General features: G+C 71.9%; 17 protein-coding genes and 1 pseudogene. 10 read left to right on the top strand and 8 right to left on the bottom strand.

Annotated elements, in window-relative coordinates; translation table 11 throughout:
* Positions 1–18: 18 nt before the first annotated feature.
* From ACWDRR_RS28775 to ACWDRR_RS28755, 5 genes are all read right to left on the bottom strand, one after another.
* Positions 19–672 carry a hypothetical protein gene (locus ACWDRR_RS28775; protein WP_449775163.1) on the bottom strand — a complete coding sequence of 218 codons (654 nt, stop codon included), beginning with the start codon at positions 670–672 and terminating at the stop codon, positions 19–21.
* Entirely contained in the window at positions 669–1,949 is a 1,281-nt protein-coding gene (locus ACWDRR_RS28770) for an AAA family ATPase (protein WP_449775162.1), read from the bottom strand. The genes ACWDRR_RS28775 and ACWDRR_RS28770 overlap by 4 nt, the downstream gene beginning before the upstream one ends.
* Positions 1,946–7,399, bottom strand: coding sequence for a hypothetical protein (locus tag ACWDRR_RS28765; protein WP_449775161.1), 5,454 nt, complete (start codon positions 7,397–7,399; stop codon positions 1,946–1,948). Before ACWDRR_RS28765 ends, ACWDRR_RS28770 begins: the two co-directional genes overlap by 4 nt.
* Positions 7,399–10,500 (bottom strand): SNF2-related protein, encoded by a 3,102-nt coding sequence (locus tag ACWDRR_RS28760; protein WP_449775160.1) that lies wholly within the window; start codon positions 10,498–10,500, stop codon positions 7,399–7,401. The genes ACWDRR_RS28765 and ACWDRR_RS28760 overlap by 1 nt, the downstream gene beginning before the upstream one ends.
* A 168-nt stretch (positions 10,501–10,668) precedes the next feature.
* Positions 10,669–11,766, bottom strand: a complete 1,098-nt coding sequence (locus ACWDRR_RS28755; protein ID WP_449775159.1) for a serine/threonine-protein kinase — start codon at positions 11,764–11,766, stop codon at positions 10,669–10,671.
* Between the two features lie 388 nt (positions 11,767–12,154).
* Here ACWDRR_RS28755 and ACWDRR_RS28750 point away from each other — a divergent pair, with 388 nt between their 5' ends.
* From ACWDRR_RS28750 to ACWDRR_RS28720, 7 genes are all read left to right on the top strand, one after another.
* Complete coding sequence (locus tag ACWDRR_RS28750) at positions 12,155–12,841, top strand: Tat pathway signal sequence domain protein (RefSeq protein ID WP_449775158.1); 687 nt, start codon at positions 12,155–12,157, stop codon at positions 12,839–12,841.
* Positions 12,842–13,427: 586 nt separating this feature from the next.
* On the top strand, positions 13,428–14,870 hold the full coding sequence (locus ACWDRR_RS28745) for an MFS transporter (RefSeq protein WP_449775157.1): 1,443 nt from the start codon (positions 13,428–13,430) through the stop codon (positions 14,868–14,870).
* A gap of 156 nt (positions 14,871–15,026) precedes the next feature.
* Complete coding sequence (locus tag ACWDRR_RS28740) at positions 15,027–15,326, top strand: hypothetical protein (protein WP_449775156.1); 300 nt, start codon at positions 15,027–15,029, stop codon at positions 15,324–15,326.
* Entirely contained in the window at positions 15,323–16,270 is a 948-nt protein-coding gene (locus ACWDRR_RS28735) for an acyl-ACP desaturase (protein ID WP_449775155.1), read from the top strand. Before ACWDRR_RS28740 ends, ACWDRR_RS28735 begins: the two co-directional genes overlap by 4 nt.
* Before the next feature lie 168 nt (positions 16,271–16,438).
* Positions 16,439–16,834 (top strand): acyl-CoA thioesterase, encoded by a 396-nt coding sequence (locus ACWDRR_RS28730; protein WP_449775154.1) that lies wholly within the window; start codon positions 16,439–16,441, stop codon positions 16,832–16,834.
* A 70-nt stretch (positions 16,835–16,904) separates the two neighbouring features.
* Entirely contained in the window at positions 16,905–18,506 is a 1,602-nt protein-coding gene (locus ACWDRR_RS28725) for an AMP-binding protein (protein WP_449775153.1), read from the top strand.
* Positions 18,507–18,615: 109 nt separating this feature from the next.
* A complete protein-coding gene (locus ACWDRR_RS28720) occupies positions 18,616–19,284 on the top strand; it encodes an enoyl-CoA hydratase-related protein (protein WP_449775152.1) in 669 nt (222 codons plus the stop codon).
* A gap of 155 nt (positions 19,285–19,439) precedes the next feature.
* On the opposite strand, the gene ACWDRR_RS28715 is transcribed toward ACWDRR_RS28720, so the two are convergent.
* From ACWDRR_RS28715 to ACWDRR_RS28705, 3 genes and pseudogenes are all read right to left on the bottom strand, one after another.
* Positions 19,440–19,637, bottom strand: coding sequence for a hypothetical protein (locus tag ACWDRR_RS28715; protein ID WP_449775196.1), 198 nt, complete (start codon positions 19,635–19,637; stop codon positions 19,440–19,442).
* 41 nt (positions 19,638–19,678) lie between these two features.
* Positions 19,679–19,834, bottom strand: a pseudogene (locus ACWDRR_RS28710) (hypothetical protein); the annotation flags it as partial.
* Positions 19,835–19,939: 105 nt separating this feature from the next.
* A complete protein-coding gene (locus ACWDRR_RS28705) occupies positions 19,940–20,266 on the bottom strand; it encodes a hypothetical protein (RefSeq protein ID WP_449775151.1) in 327 nt (108 codons plus the stop codon).
* A 120-nt stretch (positions 20,267–20,386) separates the two neighbouring features.
* On the opposite strand from ACWDRR_RS28705, the gene ACWDRR_RS28700 reads away from it, so the two are divergent.
* From ACWDRR_RS28700 to ACWDRR_RS28690, 3 genes are all read left to right on the top strand, one after another.
* On the top strand, positions 20,387–21,067 hold the full coding sequence (locus ACWDRR_RS28700) for a helix-turn-helix transcriptional regulator (RefSeq protein WP_449775150.1): 681 nt from the start codon (positions 20,387–20,389) through the stop codon (positions 21,065–21,067).
* A 45-nt stretch (positions 21,068–21,112) separates the two neighbouring features.
* Positions 21,113–22,135 (top strand): hypothetical protein, encoded by a 1,023-nt coding sequence (locus tag ACWDRR_RS28695; protein WP_449775149.1) that lies wholly within the window; start codon positions 21,113–21,115, stop codon positions 22,133–22,135.
* Between the two features lie 88 nt (positions 22,136–22,223).
* Positions 22,224–24,113 (top strand): HSP90 family protein, encoded by a 1,890-nt coding sequence (locus tag ACWDRR_RS28690; protein WP_449775148.1) that lies wholly within the window; start codon positions 22,224–22,226, stop codon positions 24,111–24,113.

Here is a 24,113-nt window from a genome sequence, read left to right as displayed (position 1 = left end):
CTGTCTGTGAGCCCGGTCCTACCAAGCACCCAGATCGTCGAGGAAGTCGCGGTACGAGTGGTTGCTGCCGGTGGGCTTCGCCGGTGCGTGGCCGAGCCTGACGGCGGCCTTGACCACCGTCTGACTGTCGCTCTCCCGGTAGCGCGGTGCGCCGAGCCGGCGCTGCAACTCCTCCTTCGGGTTGCGTATCTGTGCCGTGTCCCGGTTCCGGAGCTGCTGCGGCACCTTCCAGGCCGAGTGGACCTTGGGGAACGCGTCGGGAAAGAGCAACAGCCAGCCCTCGGTCTCCCAGGTCGCCAACGCGAGGGCGAGCGGGACGGGGCAGCGGTCGGCGAACTCCTTTCGGAGCTTGGCCCGTACGGCGTCGTAGCGGTCGCGCGACACCTCGTCGAGGTCGAGGTGCATCGCGAGACCGTGTAGGTCGGCCTTCTCCTTGGCCGCCACCGCCTTGGCCTTCTGGACCAGCCTGGTGACCCGCGAGGAGAGGTTCGTTCCCGTGGCGTCCTTCAAGGCGACCGGGTCGTTGATGGAGGCGACCTTGCCGGTGAAGGTGCTCAGCTGGGCTCTGACAAGGTGGGTGAGCGCCTCCCGGTCGTTTGAGCTCTCGCCCGCTACGACGATGATCCGGGCCGTGCTTCCGCCGCCCTTTGCCCCCTTGGACGGCTTGCTCACAGGCCGCCGCCGAGAGCCCCCGTGAACCACAGCTCGCCGAGTGGAAGTCCCTCGCTCGCCGCCCGGATGCTGTGGACCTCCTCGGTGCTCAGCGACGGGATCAGCGAGGCGCCGTTCTGGTCGCGTTCGCAGACCACGAACTCCTCCGGTTCGAGCCGGTCCACCAGGGCGGGGGAGTGCGTCGTGACGATGAACTGGCTCCGCTCACTCGCCTCGCGCAGCCGCTCCACCAGCAGTTCGAGCGCCTGCGGGTGCAAGCCGTGGTCCAACTCCTCCACACAGGTCAGCGCCGGCGGCGCCGGGTCGTAGAGCATGGCGAGCAGACTGAGGAGACGCACGGTGCCGAAAGAGGCATCGGCGAGCGGCGTCGGGCGACGCAGGCCCCGTTCGATCAGATCAACCGAGACGTACTGGGCAGCGCCACCGAACGAGGTGAATTGGATGTCCTCCAGATTGGGCAGCACTGTCCGGGCATCGTCGATGAGCCGTTCCCAGATGACTAGGTCCGAGGACAGGTCGACCAGGAACAATGCCAGATTTCCTGCGTCGTCGGCGAGTTCGACCGGTCGACCGCGAGGGGAGGTCCGGATCCTGATCTCCCGACCGGTATCCCTATTGACCAGGATGCGGGCCACTCTATTCGGACGTCGGGCGGCAGTGACATCGACATCGAACACACGGAAGGACGACAGGCCCCGGGCCATGGTGGCCACTTCCTCGCCGCCCTCCGCGGCGGCCAATCGGGGGAGTGTTGACAGGCCGCTGCTGAGCTTGCTGATGCCCAAGCTTCGCTCGCCCGAGTCGTCGAGCCGACCTTGGCTGTCGGCTGCGATGTCGGTGACCAGAGCTTCCTCGCCGGAAACCGTGATGCGGCGCCCGCGCCCCTTCGTCCGCTTGAACCGGAACGACTCACTGCGCGAGATGGTGAAGCCCTCAGCCACACGCTTGTCGCTCCGCCGCCGGATGGTCAGCTCGTACTCGTCGGGTGCGGCGGCGGACGCGTGCGAGGTCCAGCGTGCCTGCAAGCCGATCCGCATCGTCGTCGGCGGCCGCTCCCCGCCCCAGAACGCCAACTCGTCGAAGCCACCCCGAGAGGAGAGAGCCGGGTCGAGGTCGGAGTTGATGATGTCCGAGAGGAAACGGAACACCTGGAGGACGTTCGACTTGCCCACGCCGTTGGGCCCGACCAGCACGGTCAGGTCGCCGAGGGGTAGGGAGATCCGCTGAAGGCTGCGGAAGTTCTCCACCTCGAGTCGAAGAAGCCGGCGGTCTGTCATGGCCCGACCCTACTGTCGTCGTCAGCGGCCCCGGCAGAGGCGCCCGGAACCTCCTGGCGGACCGGATCCCACCTGCCGCGGGCGACCTCTGCGTCCAGGCGCGCCTGGAACACGGCGTGCGCCTCCCGCATCTCGCGTTCGCGGTCGGCCTTGTAGAACGGGGCGGTGTAACCGGTGGGGACGGGGGCGGTGTCCGAGTCCGCCAGGTGCGCGGTGAGCTGGGCGAAGCTCTCCTTGGACTGACGCTGCCCTGAGGTGCGTGCGTTGCCGGCGAGCTTCCACCCGTTAGCGTCGAACCAGGTGACAGCCTCGTACTTCTGCAGGACGGGGAACCGCCCGCGATAGGCGGCGATCAGCGCGTCCGCGTCCATGCCGAGCCAGACCGCGACGAGCGCATCGATCTCCACGAGCGCGGACCGGCGTGCTCGCTCGGAACGCAGCGGGGTGCCGGAGTGCCATTCGGGCGTGACGTCCTGCAGCGGTTGGAGGCCAGGCCAGTCGCAAGCCCACGGCTCGTAGGCGGGCCAGGTGTGGTCGTACAGCTCGGACCATAGGTCGGCGTAGGCGTTGGTGAGGCAGTTCAGGCGCAGGGTGCGGAGGAGGAGGGCAGAAGCGAGGGGATGGTCGGCGGAGGGGGCGGGCATGGCCTTGGCACCCTTCACCACGAGGTCGCTGCGACCAGTGGCTCGGAGGAAGTAGTCCAAGGGCAACGAAGCCCAGAAGCCAGCAACGAGTGCGGTAAGCCGTGTGTCGGGCATGGCGAGGTCGTACATTGTGTGAATGTGTGTGGTGCCAGGAGGAATAAGTGCTGCGTATAGTGCCCGCTCCGTGTTCGGTGCGACCTGGCGACGCCATGCCAGCCGGTGGAAGATCGCGTAGCGTCGGCGAGATCGGGCGATGAGTGCAGCGTCAACCTGCTCCGCTGTAACTCTTTCCTCGGCAATCTGCTCGCGCGCCGCCACGGCCTTTCGGGCGGCCGATGCTGCTACCCCATCGGAACGAAGGCGAGAAAGTGACTTGTAGTCGATCCATCTGTCCTGGGCTGACAAGTACTGCGAATTATTCCCTCTCACTCGCACATAGGCGGTGTCGGGGACGAAGTCATCGTCGAGCGCGAGGAGATCGACCCCGAATGCGTCATTGCTGTTGGCGTCATGGCGTTTGAAGATGGGTGTGGCGATACTCAGTTGAGTTCCCTTGAGGATCACCTGGCGCCAGCGATTCGGCTGTTGGGAAACTCCTTCCGGACCCTCGGATCTATTGTAATCGATCAGTCCTGCAGACTTTGCTCCGGTCTCGTGGTAGCCGGGTGAGATCTGTGGATGGAGAGAGCCCAGGCGTAGCGGGTAGTTCGCTAGGGCCTCAATCGCTGCGGCCTCTGCTGTACTGACGGGGAATAGCAGCGGTGCTTGTTCTACAGGTGAGCCTTTCTCGCCCAGTAGCCGTTGCCAGATCGCGAGTTGTTTGTGATCAACGCGAACCACCCGGGAGAGATGTGGGCGCTCGTCGAACTCCCCGTTGCGATAGCGGACCCCCGGGGCGTCGCCGGACCCGTCGTGGCCTGCCGAACGAAGCAGGGCGTCGGCGGAGACGAGCCAGGAGAGGTGGTCGAAGCCGATCTCCTTGGTTGAACCATAGACGTGAACGCCGAAGTGTGTGGTGTGCCCGACGGGCTCAGGGAAGAAGCGCTGGCCTGCATTAACGAAATCCCCGTGCACCCGCAGTCGCTGGTAGGCCCGTTCCCGGAGCTCCCGCTCCTTGTCGCCGGAGAAATGGGTGTCAGGATGTACCAGCCCTGCTGTCCCCGTAGCCGAGCTGTGCGCCCATACCTGGCTCATGAACGCCCGGTACAAGTCCGGCTGCGTGCCTGTCAGCAGCGGATACACCTGCTCCGAGCCGAAGATCTCGACCTGGGCGCTGGTGGAAGTCAACTCGTCCAGCACGTAACGCTGAACCTCTGCCGACCGCAGCAACTCGCCCTTCCGGCGCTGCTTCTCCGTCGTGGACGCCTTCTCTGTGAGCATGAACCACGGCTCATGCTCCGCCAACACCGCCGGCTCGTCCCAACGAGGCCGTACCCACGGCGGGTTGCCCACCTGGAGGTCGAAGCCACCGTGGCGTGCGAAGACCGCACCGAAGTCGAGCTCCCAGTGCAGGAAGCCCTGGCGCTCCGCGATCTCCTGGGCGACGGCGAGCCAGGGGAAGCGTTCGTCGAGCTTGGGTACCGAGTCCATGCCCATGAAGCCCGGAAGCCCCTGCTCGTATCCCTCGATCGTGTCGAGCGATCCGAGGTCGGCGACAATGGTGCCCTCGGGCTGGTCGTAGGTGCCGAGCAACGCCTCGGCGAAGTCCAGCCAGTCCGCGAAGTCCGCCAGCGCGATGACCGGCCGACGTACGGGTGCCGGGATACGCCGCCGTGTCCCGGTCGGAGCCTTGCGGGCCACTGCTGCGGGCGCGGCGTCGGTGAGTGCCGACAGCAGGGATTCCTGCTCGTTGCCGATGCTGAACAGGGAAGCCTGCTCCGCGATGCCCAGTCCGAGCGTCGGCGCACTGTCGACCACGGCAGGCTCCTCGCTGCCCACCTGGGGCAGGGCCGCCAGCGCAGCCCTCGCAAGCTCGTCGTCGTGCGCCTCGTACACCGCCGAACTGCCGTCCAGCAGTCCGGCGTGCTCCACCGGCCAGAACCAGAGGGCGCACCAAGCGTCCATCATGGTCTTGAGCCGCCAGTACGGAGAACCGGGATTCTCGAAGAGGTCCCGGAACACCTTCTCCTTCGGCACCGCACCCTTGGGGCGACGCAGGAAGTCATACTCCTGCGGGTCTTCGCCGCCCGTAGGCTCCGCGCCCCACAGGTCTATCCGGCGGGAGATCTCCTTCTCGGACTCCTCCATCCGCCGGACGACCACCTCCCACAGGAACTCCGCCCGCCGGGCCACCGCCTGGAGCCGGGCCAGCTGCGAGAGCTTCTGCCCCCGCGCCGCCTTCACCGTCGGCGGCTTGAGGATGCCCTTCTTCCACGCCCCGAGCTGCCTCGCCTCCTCCGGAGCCAGCGCCCGGGCTTCCTTCTCGCCCGCGACAGCCGCCCACCCCGGCGCCGGCAGCAGGAACTGGTGCACTGCACCCTCCGGCAGCTCCTGCCGCGTGACGCCGTCCTCGCCCAGGAACGGCAGCGGCGTCGGCCCCAGCGCTCCCTTGCTCTTCAGCCAGAGCTTCTCCTTCGCCCCGACGTCCTCCCCGCTGAACACCGCGCGCCGCCCGCCGATCAGCGAGTTGCCACGCCGCAGGTGTAGGCCGAACCAGGGGGCCTGCATGCCGGGGTGCATGGTGTTGAGCCAGAGCGAGACCTCGGCCAGCTCCACGCCGGTCGCGTTGAGGTCCACGCCGTAGGCGTTGTGCAGGGCGATGTACGCCTTGGCCCGCTGCTCCTCCTCCAGCGCCCGGCTGGTGGGGATCGAGACGCCCAGCTCGTCCTGGCGGCGGCGCAGGTACTCCTTCGCCACCTGGTTGATCGCCTCGTTCAGGAAGGCTCCCGACCCGAGGGCCGGTTCGCAGATCCGGTACTTGAGCAGCTCGGACGCCCGCGTCGGGATCGCCTGCCCGTTCTCGTCCTTCTCCTGGTCGAGCCGGTGCTTGAGCGTCAGCTCGACCGTGACCTTCGTCAGCGACTCCGGCGTGTAGTACGAGGCAGTGGTCTGCCGCTCCCTCCCCGCCAACCGATAGACGAACGAACCCTCCGAGTAGACCTTCCGCCCGCGCAGGCCCTTCCGGGCATCCCGCTCGTCGTACTCGACGAAGACGTCGTCCGGGTACTCGCCCTGGCAGTCGGCCGGGATCATCCAGGAGCCGTCCTTCGGGTCGCCGCCCTTGGCGACCTCGCGCAGCTCCTGGTCGGCGATGAAGCCGGTGTACGACATCAGGCCTTCGTAGACCGCACCGAGCTGGTTGATGCCCAGGTTGCGGTACGAGATGAAGCCGCCGCGCTCACCGCGCTTGGCGTTCTTCATGGTCAGCAGCCGCAGCACCTCGTGCAGGGCGGCGTTGCGCAGCCGCAGGTCCAGCCAGGCCGGGCAGTCGTCGTCGGCGCGCGGGTCCAGGGTGTTGCCGCCGATCAGGGTGACCGAGCGGTCCTCGAAGAGCGTGCTGTGCAGGGGCTCGAAGCGCAGGCCGCGGTCCTCGCTGCGGCGGGCGGCCTTGGCCTTCCTGGTGTCCTCGTCGTCGCCGGGGAGGTCGTCGTCGGGCTCGCTGCCGTAGCGGCGGTGGCCGTGGTTGACCTTGTGGAACAGGACGTCCAGCGACGCGTACAGGTGGTACCCCTCCCGCGCGGCGGGCTCGACCAGCTCCTCGTCGCGGGCGACGAGTTCGCGCAGACGCGCCATCGAGTACCCGGCCTCGTAGCTGCCGTCGTCGGCGGGGAGGATGCCGAGTTCCGGCCGGGCTTCGGCGTAGAGCAGGAAGAGGATCCGGTACAGGTAGCGCAGGGTCTCGCGGGTGAGCCGCTTGGCGAACGGGGTGCGGCCGTCCTCCAGGTCCGCCGGGGTCAGCCCGGTGTCGGCGAGCCGGTCCAGCACCTCCTGGGCGATGATCTCCACCGAGCGCTGGAGCCCGCTGCGCAGTTCGCCGCTGACGCCGACCGCGTTGGTGGCGGAGGCCTTGAGGAGGGTGTCGAGCAGCGGCTCGGCGCCGTTGTCGCCGGGGCGCAACATCTCCTGCCCGAACAGGGCTGCCAGCATGGCGAGTTCGCCGCCCTGCCTACGGTCGTTGCGTTCCAGTGCCGCATCCAGGTTGACGGCCAGGTACCGGCCCTCGCCCCAGCTGTTGCGGTCGGCCAGGACGAGCACGCCGCCGATCAGCAGCAGCACGAACCGCGGCGGGCTTCCCTCGGGCCCGCCGATCTTGCCGGCGAAGAGCCAGGAGGCGAGTGCGGCGCCGTCCGTGTAGCTCTCGGCGGCGCTCACCCGCAGGGGTGCCAGCAGTCGGCCGGGGCCGGCCGCGTCGAGCGCGGCGTCGTTCTCCGCGGCCCACCCGCAGTCCAGGGCGACGACGCCGTGCCCGTGGTAAGCCACCTGGACGGCGTGGTCCTTGCCCGCCCGGTGGACGGTCAGCTCGGTGGGGCCGCCGTCGTCGAACCCGAGGGCGCGCAGCACCTCCTGGTGCCACTCCGCGACCCGCTTCGTCCAGTCGATGTTGCCGTAGGTGCGGCGGACGTAAGCGTCCTCGGCGTCCGCGCGGTCGGCCTCGGCGAAGTACGGGCGCAGGTCGTCGCCGAAGTACGCGGCGCGCAAGGTCCGGACCCGCTCGCGGGCCGTGGTCCGGCGGTCGTGCTCGTCGCCCTCGCGCAGCGTCCAGGTGTCGAACAGATGCTTCTTGAGGTCGGCCGGGAGCTGCTCGGCGAAGTAGTGGGCGGCGAAGTACTCGCCGCGGTTGCCGAAGGAGTCGTGGACGGTGCTCATCAGTGCGAGGTCTCCAGGTGCGAGGGCCCGGCCGGTGCGGTGCCGTTGTCCGTGGGCTCCAGGACGGCCAGCAGGCGCAGCATCGGCGCGCCGGCCGTCTCCAGCGACTTGACCAGGTCGAAGCGGCGGCTCGCGGTCAGTGCGGCCTGCTGCTTGCCGGCGGTGCCACCGGTGAACAGCGCCTCCTGCTTCCAGTGGGTCAGCCGCTTGCGGTAGGGGGCGAGGGTGGCGTCGACCTGCTCGCGGTAGGCGCCCTCGCGGGATTCCAGGTAGCCGGTAGCGGCGTCGATCGCGGCCGGTACCAGTTGTTGGAGGCCGGGCAGGTCCCGTGGCGCGGCCCGGCCCGGCATGGCGGGGTCCACGCCGGCCCGGGTGAGGAAGGCGTTGTCGAGCGGTTCCACCGCCGGGTCGCCGGGCAGTCCGGAGACGGCCATCCACTCGACGACGGTCGGCCGGCCGAGTGCGTTGGAGTAGATGCCCTGGACGAGGAAGACCGGGGCGGGGACGGCGGCGGCGAGTACCGGCGCCTCGTGGCGGCCGATCTCGACCAGCACCTTGTCGGTGAGCCAGTCCATCACCGGGTGGATGTCCGTGAGGTACGAGACGTTCGGCCACAGCGACTCCGAGGAGTCGCGGGCGACCTCCAGGCGGCGGCCGGCCAGGTCCTTCGAGAAGGTCACCCGCAGGCGTCCGGGCTCGTCGCGGCGCGGAAGGATCCGCTGCTCGTCCAGATAGGACTTCGGTAGCGCCCGGAACCGGTAGGCGAGGTCACGCGGCGGCTCGAAGGCGATGGTGCCGTCCGGGTCCCGGCGCAGCGACAGCTCGTCCTCCGGGTTGGTGCGGCAGATCTGCCGCAGCGCCGTCTCGAAGTAGGCGGCGGTGTCGGGGAACAGCCGCAGGATCTGGGCGCGCGGCACCTCGTGGCGGGTGGGGGCGGCACCGACCTGGGCCAGCAGTCCGGCGAGCATGCCGCCGCCGGCCTGGCGGGAGGCCTTGATCGACTGCTCGACGGTGCGCCCGGCGATGAGGTCCTTGGTGAGGCGGTTCTCCTCCTCCTGGGCGCGGTAGAGGCCGGTGGCGGCCTCGGCGGAGCCGTCGATCTTGTGGGCCTCCTCCTCGCGCCGCAGCAGCTTCTCGCCGACCAGGCGGTCGTCCAGGGTGCGGGGCTCGCCGGTGACCGGATCGGTGCGCCAGGTCAGGTCGCTGGTCAGCACCAGCGCGCGGAACTGCGGGGGGCGCTTCTGCCCGTACCGGTCGATGCGGCCGTTGCGCTGCTCGATCCGGATCAGCGACCAGGGCAGGTCGTAGTGGATCAGCAGGTGGCACTGCTGGTGCAGGTTGACGCCCTCGGACGCGACGTCGCCGGTGAAGAGCAGCCGGACGGGGTCGTCCCGCAGCCCGAAGGCCTCGATGATCTTCATCTGCTCCTGGTCGCTGGTCGCCTCGCCGTGCATCACCTGCACCGCGTGCGTGCCGCCGCGGCCGTGGCCGTAGGCGAGCCAGGGCTTCCGGTCGTCCGGGCTCGGGCCCTTGGAGAAGCCCAGCGCCGCCGGCACCGCCTCGGCCAGCCACTTCAGGGTCGGGATGCGCTCGGAGAAGACCACCACCCGAACGTCCGAGCCGGGGCCGACACCCAGCTCGCGCAGCTCGGCGACCAGCGCCCGGAGCTTCGCCGAGTCGTCGTCGCCCACCTGGCGGGCCAGCCGCTCCAGCTCGGTCAGGGCGGCGAGCTCGCTCGCGGTCTCCTCGGCGGTGCGCCTGCGGCGCCCGGCCTTGGGGGCCTCCTGCCCGGGTTCTGCTGATGGATCGGCGGCCGCGCCCAGGGTCTTCTTGCGGGTGCCGATGGTCTGGAGGAGAGCGCGGTGCGAGGAGAGGAACGACTTGAGCAAGTTGTAGGCGTCGAGCTGGCTGAAGGCCGCCGACGCGTCGGCGCCCTCGCGGGGGATCCAGCGGGTGGCCAGCTCCTCGAAGACGGCGAGTTCGGCCTCGCTAGCGGCGGCGTGCACCGGCACCGACGGTCCGCGGTCCGCCCAGGCGCCCTTGAGCGAGTCACGGACCTCGGGCGTGGTCTTGGTCCGGCGGATGTAGAGGTGCTCCAGATCGGCCACCTCGTAGCGGTCGGGGTCGACGATCGCCGCCGGGTCCAGCAGCTTGATCAGCTCGGCGAAGGAGCGGGCGTCACCGTTGTGCGGGGTCGCCGAGGCGAGGATCAGCGCGTCGGTCTGCCGGGCGAGCAGCTGGGCCAGCGCGTTGGTGTCCGTCCCCCGGTTGACCAGGCGGTGGGACTCGTCGATCACCACCGCGTCCCACTCCGTCCTGTCCAGGTGGTGGGCGTACTGTCCGTCGCGCTTCAGGGTGTCGACGGAGACGATCACGCGCTTGAAGTAGGCGAAGGGATTACGGCCCGAGGGGATCTCCTGCTGGATCCGCTGGATACCGGTCGAGTCCAGCCGCACCAGCGGGATCGCGAAACGCGTCCACAGCTCCCGCTGGAACTGCTCCAGCACGTGCTGCGGCGTGACCACCAGGATCCGCTCACCGCGGCCCCGGCGGATCAGCTCCGCCAGCACCAGGCCGATCTCCAGCGTCTTGCCGAGGCCGACCACGTCCGCGATCAGCAGGCGCGGCTGCGGATTGGCCATCGACAGGGCCAGCTCGGCGGGGCGCAGCTGGTGGGTCTGCGCGTCCATGAGGAAGTTGTCGGCCAGACCGAGGCCGTGCTCGGTCTGCGGCAGGAAGGACTTGCGGACCACCGCCTCCAGGTACAGCCGGGCGCGGCGGTGGTTGGGGGAGTCGTCCGCCACCAGCGTCGTCTCGTGCGGGTCGAGGACCTGGATGTCGTCCAGCCGGCTGTAGAAGACCGCCTCGGTGCCCCGGACGAACGACGAGACCCCTGTGACCTCGACCATGTAACGGTCGTGAGTGGTCAAGGTGACCTTGCGGACCAGCCACTGCTCGTCCCGGACGAGGACCTGCGAGCCGGGAGCGAATCCCGGCCCGGTGGCCGGGGCGCCGACACCGGGAGCGGGCTCCGGTTCCGGCTCCCAGGCCGTCCACCCGGCCTCTGCCGGCGCGGTTCCCGCTGATTCGGTCGCTGTCATGCCGCCGGACTCCGCGTCGACCGCCACGCCGCACTCCCACTCACTTGCACTCGCCGTCTGCTGTGCACCGCTGCGCCGCACACACGCGGAGCGCAGCCGACGCCACCGTGCTATCCAACCAGGCCGGGGCCCGGACCGGCACCGTTTGAACGATCGACCCGGGGCGTCCTACAGCGCGGGCATGGATGCGTAAGCCTTGCGCAGCTCCTCGGCGACCCGCTGCGAGGCCGGCACGCGGGGACGGGCCGGTGCGGAAGGTCCGACCGGGGCCGGCTCGGCCTCCGGGGCCTCGGGAAGATCGGCCGCCGCGGTGGACTCCGCCGGGCCTTCGATCGCACCGGGGGTCGGCGCGGGGACCGTCGGGAGGCGGTCCTCGACCTCGATGGTGAGCCGGTCCGCGCCTTCGGAACCGCTGCCCGTGCGCGCGATCAGCGCCTGCCGCGCCGAGGCTGGGGGGATGCCGAACGCGGACATTACGGCGCCGCACGCGTCCGCGACCTGCTCGATGGTCGGTCGGTCCTGAGGCTCGTGCGCGAACATGGACGAGACGAGCGGGAGCAGTGTCTCCGGCACGCTGCTCAGGTCCGGAGCCTGGTCCGGGTTGGCAACCTGCGCGACGATCGATTCCCACCGGGTGCCGTCGTACGGGTAGTGGCCGGCCGCCGCGTAGAGCAGGACGGTGCCGAGGGCGTACACGTCGGCCGCTGCCGTGACGTGTGGGTGGCCCGCGGCCTGCTCGGGCGGCATGCACCGCACCGTCCCGACGATCATGCCGCTGTGCGAGAGGGATTCGTGCGTCGCGTCGGTGAAGGCGGCCAGTCCGAAGTCGATGATCACGGGACCGTAGTCACCCATGATGACGTTCTGCGGCTTCATGTCGCGGTGCAGGAGGTCAGCGGCGTGCACCGCGGCGAGACCTTCCGCCAACAGTGCCCCCAGGCTTGCGACCTGTACCGCGGGCAGCGGACCGCGGGCGTCGATCTCCTCGAGCAGAGTGCGGCCCGGCACGTAGTCCATGGCCATCCAGGGACGGTCCGCGTACGGGTCGGCGTCCAGGAAGCGCGCCACCCGGCCGGTGCCGACCACCTTCCGCGCGGCCCGCGCCTCCCGCTCGAACCGCGCCCGGGTCACCGGATCCAGCCGGTCCGCGCGGATCAGCTTCACGGCGACCGGGTCGCCGGCCGGGGAGAAGGCCAGGAAGACCTCCCCCATGCCACCGGACCCGAGGGTGTCCGCCACCGTGTACCGGCCGATCCGCTCGGGCATTCCCGGCATGATCACACGCCCTCTCGTATCTCCATGGCATCTCCGAACACCGCGGACGCCGTCGGCCAGATTAGTGGTACCGCACACCTGTCGTGTACGGAGGGCGTGAACCGGTGCTGGCCCCTCCATCGCAGACGAGGCGACCACGACGGGCCGTGACGCTGCTCGGGGGCCACAGGTTCGCGGTCGTGAAGGAGGACTCTCTCCCGACGCGTGACGCCGGATGCCGCCTCCGCTCTTGCTGACGAAAAGTCAGCAAGTTCCCCGCCATGCCTTGACGGTGCATGGACACGGCTCTACAACGTAGTCAGCTCCCCGATCCCCCACCGCCGGGGAGCAGCGAAAGTTCGTCTTCTCGATTCCCCCTCACCGAGGAAGAGGCTTTCCCATGCGCCTTCGCCGTCACCGTGCCGCCATCGTCACCGCCACCTTCGCCGCCACCGCCGCCCTCGCGCTGGGCGCCGCCCCCGCGTCCGCGGCACCGGGCCCCGCCGCCGCCACCCCGGTGCTGACCGCCGGCGGCGTCGCCGTCGCGGCGGGCGACGCGCTCGCCGCGCCGCTCGCCGCGAGCACCCGCGCCACCTTCTACTCGACCGCGACCAGCACGACCGGTGTCACCTGCGCCACCTCCCAGCTCGCCGCCAAGGTGCTGACCAACCCGGCGGCGCCCGGTACGGCGACCGAGTCGCTGACCGGGCTGACCTTCGGCTCCTGCACCAGCAACGTCACCGGGGTCACCTCCGTCCGCAGCCTGACCGTCGGCAACCTCCCGCACGTCATCGCCGTCGACGACGGCCCGGGCCTGCCGGTCACCCTCACCGGCGGTAGCGCCGGGCCGATCCAGGCCACCGCCGTGCTCAACAGCTGGTTCGGCACCCTCACCTGTACCTACCAGCTCAGCGGCGCGTTCACCGGCAACGCCGACAACGCCGCCCACAGCATGGCCTTCCGCAACGAGCACTTCGCCAAGAGCGGTGGATCCTCGCTCTGCCCGGCGGACGGCTACTTCTCCGCCACCTACGGGCCGGTCACCGACACCACCCAGCCCGGCGGCCCGGCGGTCCTCGTCAACTGATCCGGGCCGGGGCCGCTCGACGGCCCGGCGCGGACGACCGGCCCCGCAGTCTCCTGCGGGGCCGCGGTCGTTGCGGGCGGGGCCGGTCCGCCGGCCGGGCGTGGGCGAAGCGCCCGCGGCCGAGCCCGCCCGCCGGGGCGGCACCGGTCGGCGTCCTGGCCGGTGGGGGCGGGTGGAGCGTTGCTGACAGACGGTCAGGGAGGCCTCGCCCGGCCGTGTCCGGTGGGCGGGAGGGGATTGACACTGGCGGGTAACAACGCGCAATCTGATCAGGCCCACCGGCGTGTGCGGGGGTCGAGTGCGGCCCGTGCCGCTGCCAATGCGGTTCGCGGTGCGACGAGTTGTGGCGTCGCGCACTCGGCTCACAGGCGGGGGGACTGCCGGTTCCGCGTGTCCGCACACGCCCCCGGGGTGTGCGGTGGAGGGCGTGCCGAGCAGGCGCGCCCCGAGGGGGAGAGACGCGGGCCGGGGGGCCGGCGACTCGACGGCGGTGTGCGGGCGCGCTCCGGAAGGAGCCGGCCCGCTGCGGCGCGGTGCCCCGACGGCGCACCGACCGCTCGCCCCGTCGCCCAGGAAGGACGCCCGCATGGCCGATCTGCCCGTCGCGCCCGCCGAGGGACAGGCCGCCGTGGCGAGTCCGCCCGCCGGGCCGCCCGTCGGGGCGGTGCTGCTCTGCTGTCTCGGGGCCTTCGTGGCCTTCCTGGACAGCACCATCGTGAACGTGGCGTTCCCCAACATCGCCAAGACCTTCGACGACTCCGACCTGCCGACGCTCTCCTGGGTGCTCAACGGCTACAACGTGGTGATCGCGGCCTTCCTGATGCCGGCCGGCCGGGCTGCCGACCGGCTCGGCTGCCGGCGGTCGTTCGCGGTCGGCCTCACGGTCTTCACCCTGGCCTCGGTGGTCTGCGGGGTCGCCGGTTCGGCGGCGGTGTTGATCGCGGCCCGGCTGGTGCAGGCGGTGGGCGCCGCGATCCTGGTGCCGACCTCGCTCGCCCTGCTGATGCCGATGTTCCCGATGGCCCGGCGGTTGATCGCGATCACCGTCTGGGGCGCGGCGGCGGCGCTGGCCGCCGGCATCGGGCCCGGTCTCGGCGGGCTGCTGGCCGAGCACTGGTCGTGGCGGGCGGTCTTCCTGGTGAACATCCCGATCGGGGTCGTGGCCGTGTGGGCCTCCAGGTCCCTCACCGAACAGCGCGAGCGCGGCGGTCCGACCCCGGACGTGCCGGGCGCGGCGCTGCTCGGCGGCGCGCTCGGCCTGCTCGCACTGGGCCTGGTCAAGGGCCCGGACTGGGAGTGGACGAGCCCCGGCACCCTCGGTGCGCTGGCCGGCGGCCTGCTGCTGGCGGTGGCGGCGGTGCTGCGCAGCGCCCGCCACCCGGCGCCGGTCATCGCGCTGGACCTGCTGCGCTCGCGCAGCGCCATCGGCGGCAATCTCGGGTCGATGCTCTTCTCGGTGACCTTCTACATGGTCATCCTCAACAACATCCTCTTCCTGACCGGGCATTGGCACTGGTCGCTGATCACGGCCGGGCTGGCCACCACGCCGCCGCCGATCGCCACCGCGCTGGTCGCCCGCCCGGCGAGCCGGCTCGCGGAGCGGTTCGGGGACCGCCCGGTGGTGATCGCCGGCTGCCTGATCTACGCCTGCGGGACGCTGCTGCTGCTCCAGGGCGGTGGCCGGGGGCCCGACTTCGTCACCCACTGGCTGCCCGGCGCAGTGGTGATGGGCACCGGGGCCGGACTGGTCTGGCCGGTGCTGGGCGCGGTCGCGCTGGCCGGGGTCGAACCGGCCCGGCTGGCCACCGCGAGTGCGGCGAACGCGGCCTTCCGGCAGCTCGGCGCGGTGCTCGGGACGGCCCTCGCGGTCTCCGTGGTGACCGCCTCGGCGGCCGACGCGCTCGGCGCGGCGCGTGACACCTGGTACCTGGCGATCGGCTTCGCACTCGCGGTCGCCCTGCTCGCCGCGGTGACGATCCGCCGGATTCCGGCCGCGGCGGCGCCCGTCGACATACCAGGTGTCCGGTAATTTCGGCCGAATTCCGCAGCCAATCCCGACACCCGACCCCCTGTTCCGGCAGGGGGCTCATCGGTGTTGGCACGAATCAGATCTGACGATTCGTTAACTTCCATGTAACTGCGATCGCTTGGCCTGCTTAATCGACAACTTGTATGATTCTGAGCCATGGTGACGCCCGAAGTTGAGTCCTACATCCGGCAGAAATTCGGCGAGCACGCCGGCCTCGCGGACGAGGAGGTTTTCGCCGACGACGTGACGCTGGCCGAGGTGATCGGCCGCAGCCCCACAATGACCAACAGCATTGACCTCATGGAGGCGTTCGCCAGGACCGCCAATGGCCTACGCAAGGACTACGGCGTGCGGGTGCGGCTGCCCGCGCTGCCCCTCGACACCCCCACGCCGATGGTGCTGAAGGTGTTCCTGGAGGAGTTCGAGAAGCAGAAGGCGAAGGAGGCGGCCGCGTGAGCATCGTCGAGACGGACCTCGCCGTCCCGGTCATCCGGAAGGCGGTCGTCCCCGCCGAGCCGCCGGCCATCATCACCGACCTCTGGGACGCGCTGACGGTGCGCCGGATGTCCCTCGTGGACGTCACCTGGGAGCAGCAGCGGCTGCACGAGTCCCGCCGGTGGAGCGTCGTCGAGATGCTGTCCGCCGTCGACCTGGACAGCCTCACCCCGCTGGACCGCAACCTGGTCTGGAACGCCGGCCGGGCCGAGCTGACCACCAAGCCGGGCGCCGACCGCCTGGAGCGGCAGGCCGAGGCCGAGGTGCGCCGCTGGGAGAAGAGCAACCCGGCGCTGGCGGCGGTCATGGAGGCGTGCGGCACCTGGAGCCGCTACTGGAACGAGGAGGAGGCCCACCACGAGACGGTCTTCAACCGGCTGGCGGACGTCAGCGGGATGGAGCCGATCGACGACGAGACCTTCCTCGCGTTCCGCAAGGTCTTCCCGGACGACGACATGCTGCGCACCCTGGTGCTGCTCGCGATCTCCGAGATCACGGCCGCCGTCAACTACGGCCAGTGCCAGCACGTGATCCAGGACGAGGGCCTGCGCCGGATCTTCAAGCAGGTCGCGGCCGACGAGATCCAGCACCGCAACTACTTCGTCTCCTTCGCCAAGGCGCTGGTGGACAGCGGTGAGTACCACGCCAAGGACGCCTTCGCGGTGGCCCACCTCTTCCTCCGCGAGGACGGCGAACTCCTGGGCAGCGCCCGGGACCAGAAGGAGGACCGGGGCACCCACGTCAACTGGTGGGACCACCTGGACACGGCCGAAACCGGCTACCGCCCCGAGGCGATCGAGAAGAAGGAGCAGCTGGTCTGCGGCGCTCTGAAGAAGATCACCGGGATCGAGGTGCACTCGCGCGAGGAGGTCGAGGACACCTGGATGGACCTCCTCGACAGCTGACGCCCGGCCCGGCGAGGGCCCGGTCCGGCGCCCCGCGCGGAACGCGCCCCCGGGGCGCCGGTACGGCGGCCCAGCCCAGGCCCACCCGTACGCTTCCCGGCCCCCGGCCGGTCCTTTCGGCACGATCACAACGGACGGTCCGACGTGTTCTTCGGCGAATCACGCCTCATGCTCCCGGTGCGCCCCAACGACCTCGACGCGCTGGGGCACGTCAACAACGCGGTCGCACTGGAGTACCTGGAGGCCGGGCGGTGGGACTGGCTCGGCCGCCAGGGGCTCGTCCACGGCGACCGGCTGATCGCGGTGGTCGCCCGCACCGAGATCGACTACCTGGCGGAGCTCCCGCGCGGCCTCGTCGAGGTGCGGACCGAACTCGCGTCCCCCTCGGAGGAGGAGTGGGACGAGGAGGGCATCACCTTCCGGGCCAGGTTCCGCCAGCGCATCCACCTGCCGGAGGTGGACCGGCCGGCGGTGGACGCCCTGGTGACGGTGGCCTTCCTGGACGCGCGGCAGCGCTGCCTGGTCTCCCTCCAGGACTTCCTGGCCGCCTCCACGCCTGCCTGACGGTCCGTCAGGACCGTTGGCCGGCAGGTGCAGTGCGGGTATCAGACAATGAACGAGTAGGAGGGGTCCGGTGCTCGAACACATCCAGCGCAACCAGGAGTGCCCGCCCGAGCGGGGGCTCCACCTGTACGAGAAGTACGGCGACCCGGCGGAGTTCACCTCCTACCGGGACTTCCCCGAGCAGATCGCCGCCTGCGCGGACTTCTTCCGCGACCAGGGGATCGGACCGGGCACCCGGGTGGTCTTCCCGTTCGAGACGTCCGTCCCGGTGGTCTTCGCGTTCCTGGCGCTGATGGAGATCGGCGCGGTGCCGCTCTCGGTCAAGCCGTTCGTGCTGAACACGCCGAAGGACGGCTACCAGGAGTTCCTGGCCCGGGTCGCGGCGGACTTCGACGCCGCCCGGATCCTCGACGTCCCCACGCTGGCCGCCGTCGACCTGCCGGTCGAGGTGCTCGCGCTGCCCCCGGCGGGCCTGCGCCGGGCCGGCGCCCGGCTGCGCACGCCCGGGGACGAGGAACTGGCCTTCGTGCAGTTCTCCTCCGGGTCGACGTCCTTCCCCAAGGGCGTCCCGGTGACGCACGGCCGGCTCCGGGAAAACCTGACCATGATCACCCGCACCGACGGCCGCCGGCCCGAGGAGCGGGTCAGCAGCTGGCTGCCGCTCTACCACGACATGGGGCTGGTCGGCGGCATGCTGTCCTGCTTCGCGGTCGGCTGCGACCTGCTGCTCGCCGAGCCGGTGACCTTCCTGTTCGACGCGCGCGGCTGGTGGGAGCACATGGGCCGGGAGCGGGCCATCGGCACGGTCATCCCGAACTTCGCCGTCGACTACTCGCTCAAGCTGATGCAGGACCTCGACCCCGAGGAGATCGCCGAGCTCGACCTCGCCGGGATGCGGTCGATCTACCTCGGCAGCGAGCCGATCAACCTGCCCAACCTGGAGGCGTTCCTCGACCTGATGGCGCCCGCGGGCCTGCGGCGCGAGGTCTTCATGCCCTGCTACGGCATGGCCGAGGCCGTCCTGCTGGTGGCCAGCCGCCCGGTGGGCAGCGAGATCCGGGTGGCGACCTCGCCGTCCGGCGTCCCGGCGATCTCGGTCGGTCCGCCGATGGCGGAGTTCACCGTCCGGCTGCGCGGCGAGGACGGGCGGGTCTGCGGGGAGAACGAGCTGGGCGAGATCGAGCTGGCCGGCGGCAGCCTCGCCGGGGCCTACTTCGACCGGCCGGGCCCGATCGGGGGGCCGGACGGCTACTACGCCACCGGGGACATCGGCTTCCTGGACGCCGGTGAGCTCTTCATCACCGGCCGGATCAGCGACCGGATCAAGGTCGGCGGCCGCAGCCTGTTCGCCGCCGACTTCGAGCAGGCGGTCGAGCAGCTCCCGTTCGTTCGCGAGGGCCGCACCGCGGTCGCGCAGATCGGGACGGACATCGTGGTGCTGACCGAGGTGGACCGCGAGGCCCGCGAGGACGTCCCGGGCAGCCGGGCGCGGATCGTCGAGCACCTGGTGCGGGCGATCGGCGTCACCGTGCGCGCGGAGGACGTGCACTACCTGAAGCCCGGGCAGCTGCCGCGCACCAGCAGCGGCAAGCTGCAGCGGCGCGCGATCGTGGCCGCGTACGAGCAGGGGCGGCTCGAAGGGCTGACGCTGGCCGGGCCGCCCGGGAGCTGACCGGGCGGCCGGGCCCTCGGGCCACCTGGGTCGGCGTCCGGCCGGCCGCGGTCATCGGAGCCCCGCCCGCGCCCGCGGTCGGGGCCGCCACTACGCGAAGGAGCGACGCATGCCGAAGCTGGAGCGGGACGGCGAGGTCTTCGTCCTGCAGCTCGACCCCGACGACGAGAACCTGTTCCATCCGGACCGGCTCGCCGTGCTGGAGGCGGCGCTCGACGAGGTGGAGGGCGCGCAGGGGCCCCGCGCGCTGGTCACGGTGGGCAGCGGCAAGTTCTGGTCGAACGGCCTGGACCTCGCCTGGCTGCTGGACCACGGCGACCAGTACGCCGGCTACCTGGACCGGGTGCACGCGCTGCTCGCCCGGACGCTGGCCTCGCCGGTGGTCACCGTCGCCGCGCTCAACGGGCACACCTTCGCGGCCGGGGCGATGTGGGCGCTGGCCCACGACGTCCGGGTGATGCGGGCCGACCGCGGGTACTTCTGCCTGCCCGAGGTGGATCTCGACCTGCCCTTCCAGCGCGGCATGTCGGATCTGATCCGGGCCCGGCTGGCGCCGCAGGTCGCGCACGAGGCGATGACCACGGGCCGTCGCTACGGCGGCGGCGAGGCGCTCGATGCCTGGATCGTCGACGAGATCGCGGACCTGGACGGGCTGCTCGGGCTCGCCGTCGAGCGGGCCCGGGCGCTGGCCGGCAAGACCCGGCCGGTCCGGGGGCAGATCAAGGAGATGCTGTACTCGGAGACGCTCGCCTCGCTCCGCACGCCGACGGTCGCGTGACCCGGGCGGCGGGTGGCCCGAGCGGCCCGTGACCCGAGCGGCCCGTGACCCGCGCCGCGGGGTGACCGGTCCGCGTGCGACCGGCCGTCACACCGGCCGCCCCCGAGCCCCGGACCGCCCGGTCCGGGGCTTCGGTGCACCGCGGGAGGCCGCTCTCAGGCGTGGCGGGGCTCCCGGCGGAAGAGGCGGCGGGTGAGCATCACGGCGGCGGCCGTCCCGGCGGCCGACACCAGCAGGGCGGGCGCGGCGTGCGGCCAGGTGTCCAGCAGGCCGAGCGGGGGCAGCGGCGGCCCGGACCAGCCCTCGCCGCCGAACGCGCGGCCGAACCAGGCGGTGCGGAGGGTCTCGACCACCGGGGTGAGCGGGAGGGCGTGCGCGGGCCCCGCAACCAGTCGGGCAGGGAGTTCAGCGGGGTGGCCACGCCACCGGCGAACATCGAGAGCAGCAGCACGGGCGTGGCGACCATCGGGGCGGCCTCGGCGCTCGGGGTGAGACCGGACAGGGCGGCCGCGAGCAGTGCGAAGAGCAGGAAGTCGGCGAGCAGGGGCACCGCCAGGAGCAGCGGGTCGGCGGGCGCCGGGGCGTCGTCGACCTGCGGCGCCGCGCCGAGGACGGTGGGCAGCCCGGCGGCGGTGACGCCGGTCGGCGGGCGGGCTCAGCGGTACGTCGGCTGCTCGTGCAGGCCGAGTGCCAGCCAGGGGTCGGCCTCGCAGTGTCGCACCAGCCAGCCCGCCAACGGGCCCTGCGGGCGGACCAGTTCCGCGCAGGCGGCGCGCAGCCCGGCTTCGGCCTCCAGCAGGCCGGGGGCCGACACGAAGGCCACGCCGTCCGGTGCTCCCGCCGTCGCCCGGAACCGGGCGTGGTCGAGCCGGGCCGGCTCCCGGAGCGCGCGCTCCAGGCCGTCCCGCACGGCGGCCGCCTCCACCGGTCCGGCGGGCGGTCGACCGCCCGGCGCCTCCAGCTGGACGCGTATCACGTACACCTACGACAGCGTGACGGCTCGACAGTTCCCTTGGCCGGGCGTGCCGGTGGCACACTTCTGACTGGCAGCAACATGTCACCGTCGTGCGGGGCACCTCCGCCGCGCTCCGGTTCCGCCGCGGTGGTCGCGCGGCCGATCGGGCCGACCCCCTTCACCGTTCACGCGCCGGGCCGACATATTCGTCCGCAGAAGCGTTCTGACAACGCCACCGCGATCGTCCCGATCGTCCCGATCATCCCGGAGGACGCGCGCGAGGGCGCCGGCCTGCTGCCCAGCCCCGGGGTGATCGCCGCCCTGCGCGCGCTCTTCGAGCAGATCCGGGAGCAGGCCCACCCGCTCGGCGGGAGCGGCCGGCGCGACCCGCACGGCCTCGGCTCCCAGGAGCGCGAGCTGCTGCGCCTGCTCGCCGAGGGGCTCACCGACGAGCGGGCCGGGCAGCGGCTCGGGGTCTCGCTGCGCACCGTCCGCCGGATGACGGCCGATCTGATGGTCCGGATGGACGCCCGCAGCCGGTTCCGGGCCGGCATCCAGGTCGCCGCGCTCGGCCGGCTCGGGGGGACCACCTCGCGCTGGGCGTGCGGGACCGCGGTGAGGGCGCCGCTCGGTCGAACGGCGTCGCACCGCGCCCGGCCCGCGCACCGCGTCCGGCCCGCGCACTGCGCCCGGCCCGCGCGCCCGCCGTGCTCCGTCTCGATACCGCATCGGGGTATGCCCACCCGCTATGACCTGGGGTTCGAGGCCGGGCTGGCAGACGGGATGTCAGCCGCGCGTGATATGTACTGCGTCTGGGGCGGCCGGTGAACGGCCGTACGAAAGATGCCGACGCTGTTCCTAGGGGGCCACACCATGTCGTTCTTCCGACGCCGTTCCGGCGAGGGTGCCGCGGGCGGCGCCGACGGCCGCCGGGGGTTCGGCTTCGGCCGGCGCCCCGCGGTGCGCGCGGGCGTGCCGCCGGTGCTCGACCCGGCCGGCGGCGACGAGGAGCTGCGACTGCTGCTCGCCCGGGCGGCCGCGGGGGACTGGGTGGCGCTGCGCCCGGCGCTGGCCGCCGTCCCGGACGGGGCCGACCTCACCCGGCTGCTGGTGGCGCTCGCCGATGTCGCCGGGGTGGAGGAATGGGCGGCCGAGGCCGCCGCCGACCGGCCCGAGGACGCACTGGCGCTGCTGCTCTCCGGCGCCCGGCACGTCTCCTGGGCCTGGGAGGCGCGCACCGGCCGGCGGGCCAAGGACGTCACCGAGGAGCAGTGGCAGCTCTTCCACCAGCGGCTGGACACCGCCGAGGAGCAGCTGTTCGCGGTGGCCGAGCGCGAGCCGCAGTGGCTCGCCCCCTGGTACTTCCTGCAGATCAGCGGCCGTGGCGCCTCGCTCGGCCCGGACATCGCCCGGCACCGCTTCGAGGCCGCGCTGCGCCGCGACCCCGGCCACCCCGGCTCGCACCGGCAGCGCCTCCAGCAGCTCTGCGCCAAGTGGGGCGGCTCGCACGAGGAGATGCACGCCTTCGCCCGCGCCGCGATGCTGGCCGCCCCCGAGGGCAGCCCGCTGGGCGAGCTGGTCGCCCTCGCGCACCTGGAGCACTGGCTGGACCTCCCGGACGGCGAGGACCACGCCTACCTCACCAGCCCCGCCGTGCTGGCCGAGCTGCAGGAGGCGCTGCGGCGGTCCGTCCTGCACGCCGACTACGCACGGCCGCGCGGCTGGCAGGGCGCCTTCAACACCTTCGCGATGGCCTTCTCGCTGGCCGACCAGCCGCGGACGGCCCACCTCCTGTTCGAGGCCCTCGACGGCGCCGTCACCGAGTCGCCGTGGAACTACCTGGCCGGGGACCCGGTCGAGATCTTCCGCGTCCACCGCGACCGCTGCGCCCGCTAGGCCCGGCCCGCCGGCGCAGACAGCCCCGCCGGCCCCGGCCGGCGCACCAGAACTCCCGCCACACCCGACGCGATCGAAAGAGCCTGCGGTGTCCCCTTCCGAGAACCCGACGAGTGCGCACACCTTCCAGGTGGACCTGCGCGGCCTGGTGGACCTGCTCTCCCACCACCTCTACTCCAGCCCCCGGGTCTACCTGCGCGAGCTGCTCCAGAACGCGGTGGACGCGATCTCCGCCCGGCAGGCGCTCGACCCGTCCGCGCCGGCCCGGATCACCGTGCACGCCGACGAGGACCTCACCGTCACCGACACCGGCATCGGCCTCACCGAGGCCGACGTCCACACCTTCCTCGCCACCATCGGCCGCAGCTCCAAGCGCGACGCCGACGGCCGGATCGACGGCGCCGGCCTGGCCCGCGCCCGCGGGGACTTCATCGGCCAGTTCGGCATCGGGCTGCTGGCCTGCTTCGTGGTGGCCGACGAGATCACCGTCGTCACCCGCTCCGCCGCCACCCCGGACGCGCCGGTCATCGAGTGGCGCGGCGGCTCCGACGGCCGCTACACCATCCGCACCCTGCCGGCGGAGGCCAAGCCCGAGCCCGGCACCACCGTCCGGCTGGCGCCGCGCGCCGACGCCGCCGAGTGGACCCGCGCCGACCGCGTCCTCTCGCTCGCCCGCGACTTCGGCAGCCTGCTGCGCCACGAGGTGACGGTGGTCGACGGCCGGGGCACCGCCACCCGGGTCAACCGCACGCCGCCGTGGGCCGAGCGGCACGGCTCCCCGCTGGCCCGCCGCGAGGCGCTGGCCGCGTACTGCCGCACCACCTTCGACTTCACCCCGCTGGACACCATCGAGCTGGACCTGCCGGTGGTGGGCCTGCGCGGCGTCGCCTACGTCCTGCCGGACGCCGTGCCGCCGTCCCGCCGCTCCGGTCACCGGGTCCACCTCAAGGGCATGCTGCTCTCCGAGCAGGCCGACGAACTCCTGCCGGACTGGGCGTTCTTCGTCCGCTGCGTGGTCGACACCGACAGCCTGCGCCCCACCGCCTCCCGCGAGGGCCTGTACGCGGACGAGACGCTCGCCGCCGTCCGGGACGCGCTCGGCGCGCGGATCCGCGACTGGCTCACCGGGCTCTCCGCCAGCGACCCGGCCCTGCTGCACCGCTTCATCTCGGTGCACCACCTCGCCGTCAAGGAACTCGCCCGCTACGACGACGAGTTGCTGCGGATGCTGCTGCCCTGGCTGCCGTTCGAGACCACCGACGGCAATGTCACCCTGGACGAGTTCGCCCGCGCCCACCCGGTCGTCCTGGTGACGCGCACGGTCGAGGAGTTCCGCCAGGTCGCCCCGATCGCGGCCGCTGCCGGCCTCGGCGTCGTCAACGGCGGCTACACCTACGACCGGGACCTCGTCCACCGGCTGCCGGAGATCCGCCCCGGCACGTCGGTGGCCGACCTCGACCCGGGCACTGTCACCGCCCACCTGGACACCGTCGACCCGGCGGCCGAGCTGGCCGCGTCGGCGTTCCTCACCGTCGCGCGCGAGGTGGTCGGCCGGTTCGACTGCGACGTCGCCCTGCGCAGCTTCCACCCCACCAGCGCGCCCGCGCTGCTGCTGGACAACCGGGAGGCCCGGCACGAGCGCACCCGAGCCCAGCTGGCCGACGAGGCCGACGGCCTGTGGGCCGACATCCTCGGCTCGCTGCGCGCCGAGGTGCCCCGCGCCCAGCTGGTGCTCAACCACCTCAACCCGCTGGTCCGCCGGGCCGCCTCGATCGGTGACCGCGAACTGGCCGTCACCGCCGTCGAGGCGCTGTACGGCCAGGCCGTCCTGCTCACCCGCCGCCCGCTGAAGTCCAGCGAGAGCGCCCTGCTCAACCGGTCGTTCATCAGCCTGCTCGACCACGCCATGCTCGGCCACGAGTCGGCCGGGCGGCCGTCCGCCGGCCGTGACGCGGCCGACCCGCAGAAGGAGTCCTGA

It is taken from the genome of Kitasatospora sp. NPDC003701, assembly GCF_053587085.1.
This window is presented reverse-complemented; position numbering and strand designations above follow the sequence as displayed.

What these genes read in the sequence shown, in the direction of transcription:
- ACWDRR_RS28770 (WP_449775162.1), bottom strand. Translation starts at nt 1,949, where the DNA reads ATGACAGACCGCCGGCTTCTTCGACTCGAGGTGGAGAACTTCCGCAGC.
- ACWDRR_RS28765 (WP_449775161.1), bottom strand. Translation starts at nt 7,399, where the DNA reads ATGAGCACCGTCCACGACTCCTTCGGCAACCGCGGCGAGTACTTCGCC.
- ACWDRR_RS28760 (WP_449775160.1), bottom strand. Translation starts at nt 10,500, where the DNA reads ATGACAGCGACCGAATCAGCGGGAACCGCGCCGGCAGAGGCCGGGTGG.
- ACWDRR_RS28755 (WP_449775159.1), bottom strand. Translation starts at nt 11,766, where the DNA reads ATGCCCGAGCGGATCGGCCGGTACACGGTGGCGGACACCCTCGGGTCC.
- ACWDRR_RS28750 (WP_449775158.1), top strand. Translation starts at nt 12,155, where the DNA reads ATGCGCCTTCGCCGTCACCGTGCCGCCATCGTCACCGCCACCTTCGCC.
- ACWDRR_RS28745 (WP_449775157.1), top strand. Translation starts at nt 13,428, where the DNA reads ATGGCCGATCTGCCCGTCGCGCCCGCCGAGGGACAGGCCGCCGTGGCG.
- ACWDRR_RS28740 (WP_449775156.1), top strand. Translation starts at nt 15,027, where the DNA reads ATGGTGACGCCCGAAGTTGAGTCCTACATCCGGCAGAAATTCGGCGAG.
- ACWDRR_RS28730 (WP_449775154.1), top strand. Translation starts at nt 16,439, where the DNA reads ATGCTCCCGGTGCGCCCCAACGACCTCGACGCGCTGGGGCACGTCAAC.
- ACWDRR_RS28720 (WP_449775152.1), top strand. Translation starts at nt 18,616, where the DNA reads ATGCCGAAGCTGGAGCGGGACGGCGAGGTCTTCGTCCTGCAGCTCGAC.
- ACWDRR_RS28695 (WP_449775149.1), top strand. Translation starts at nt 21,113, where the DNA reads ATGTCGTTCTTCCGACGCCGTTCCGGCGAGGGTGCCGCGGGCGGCGCC.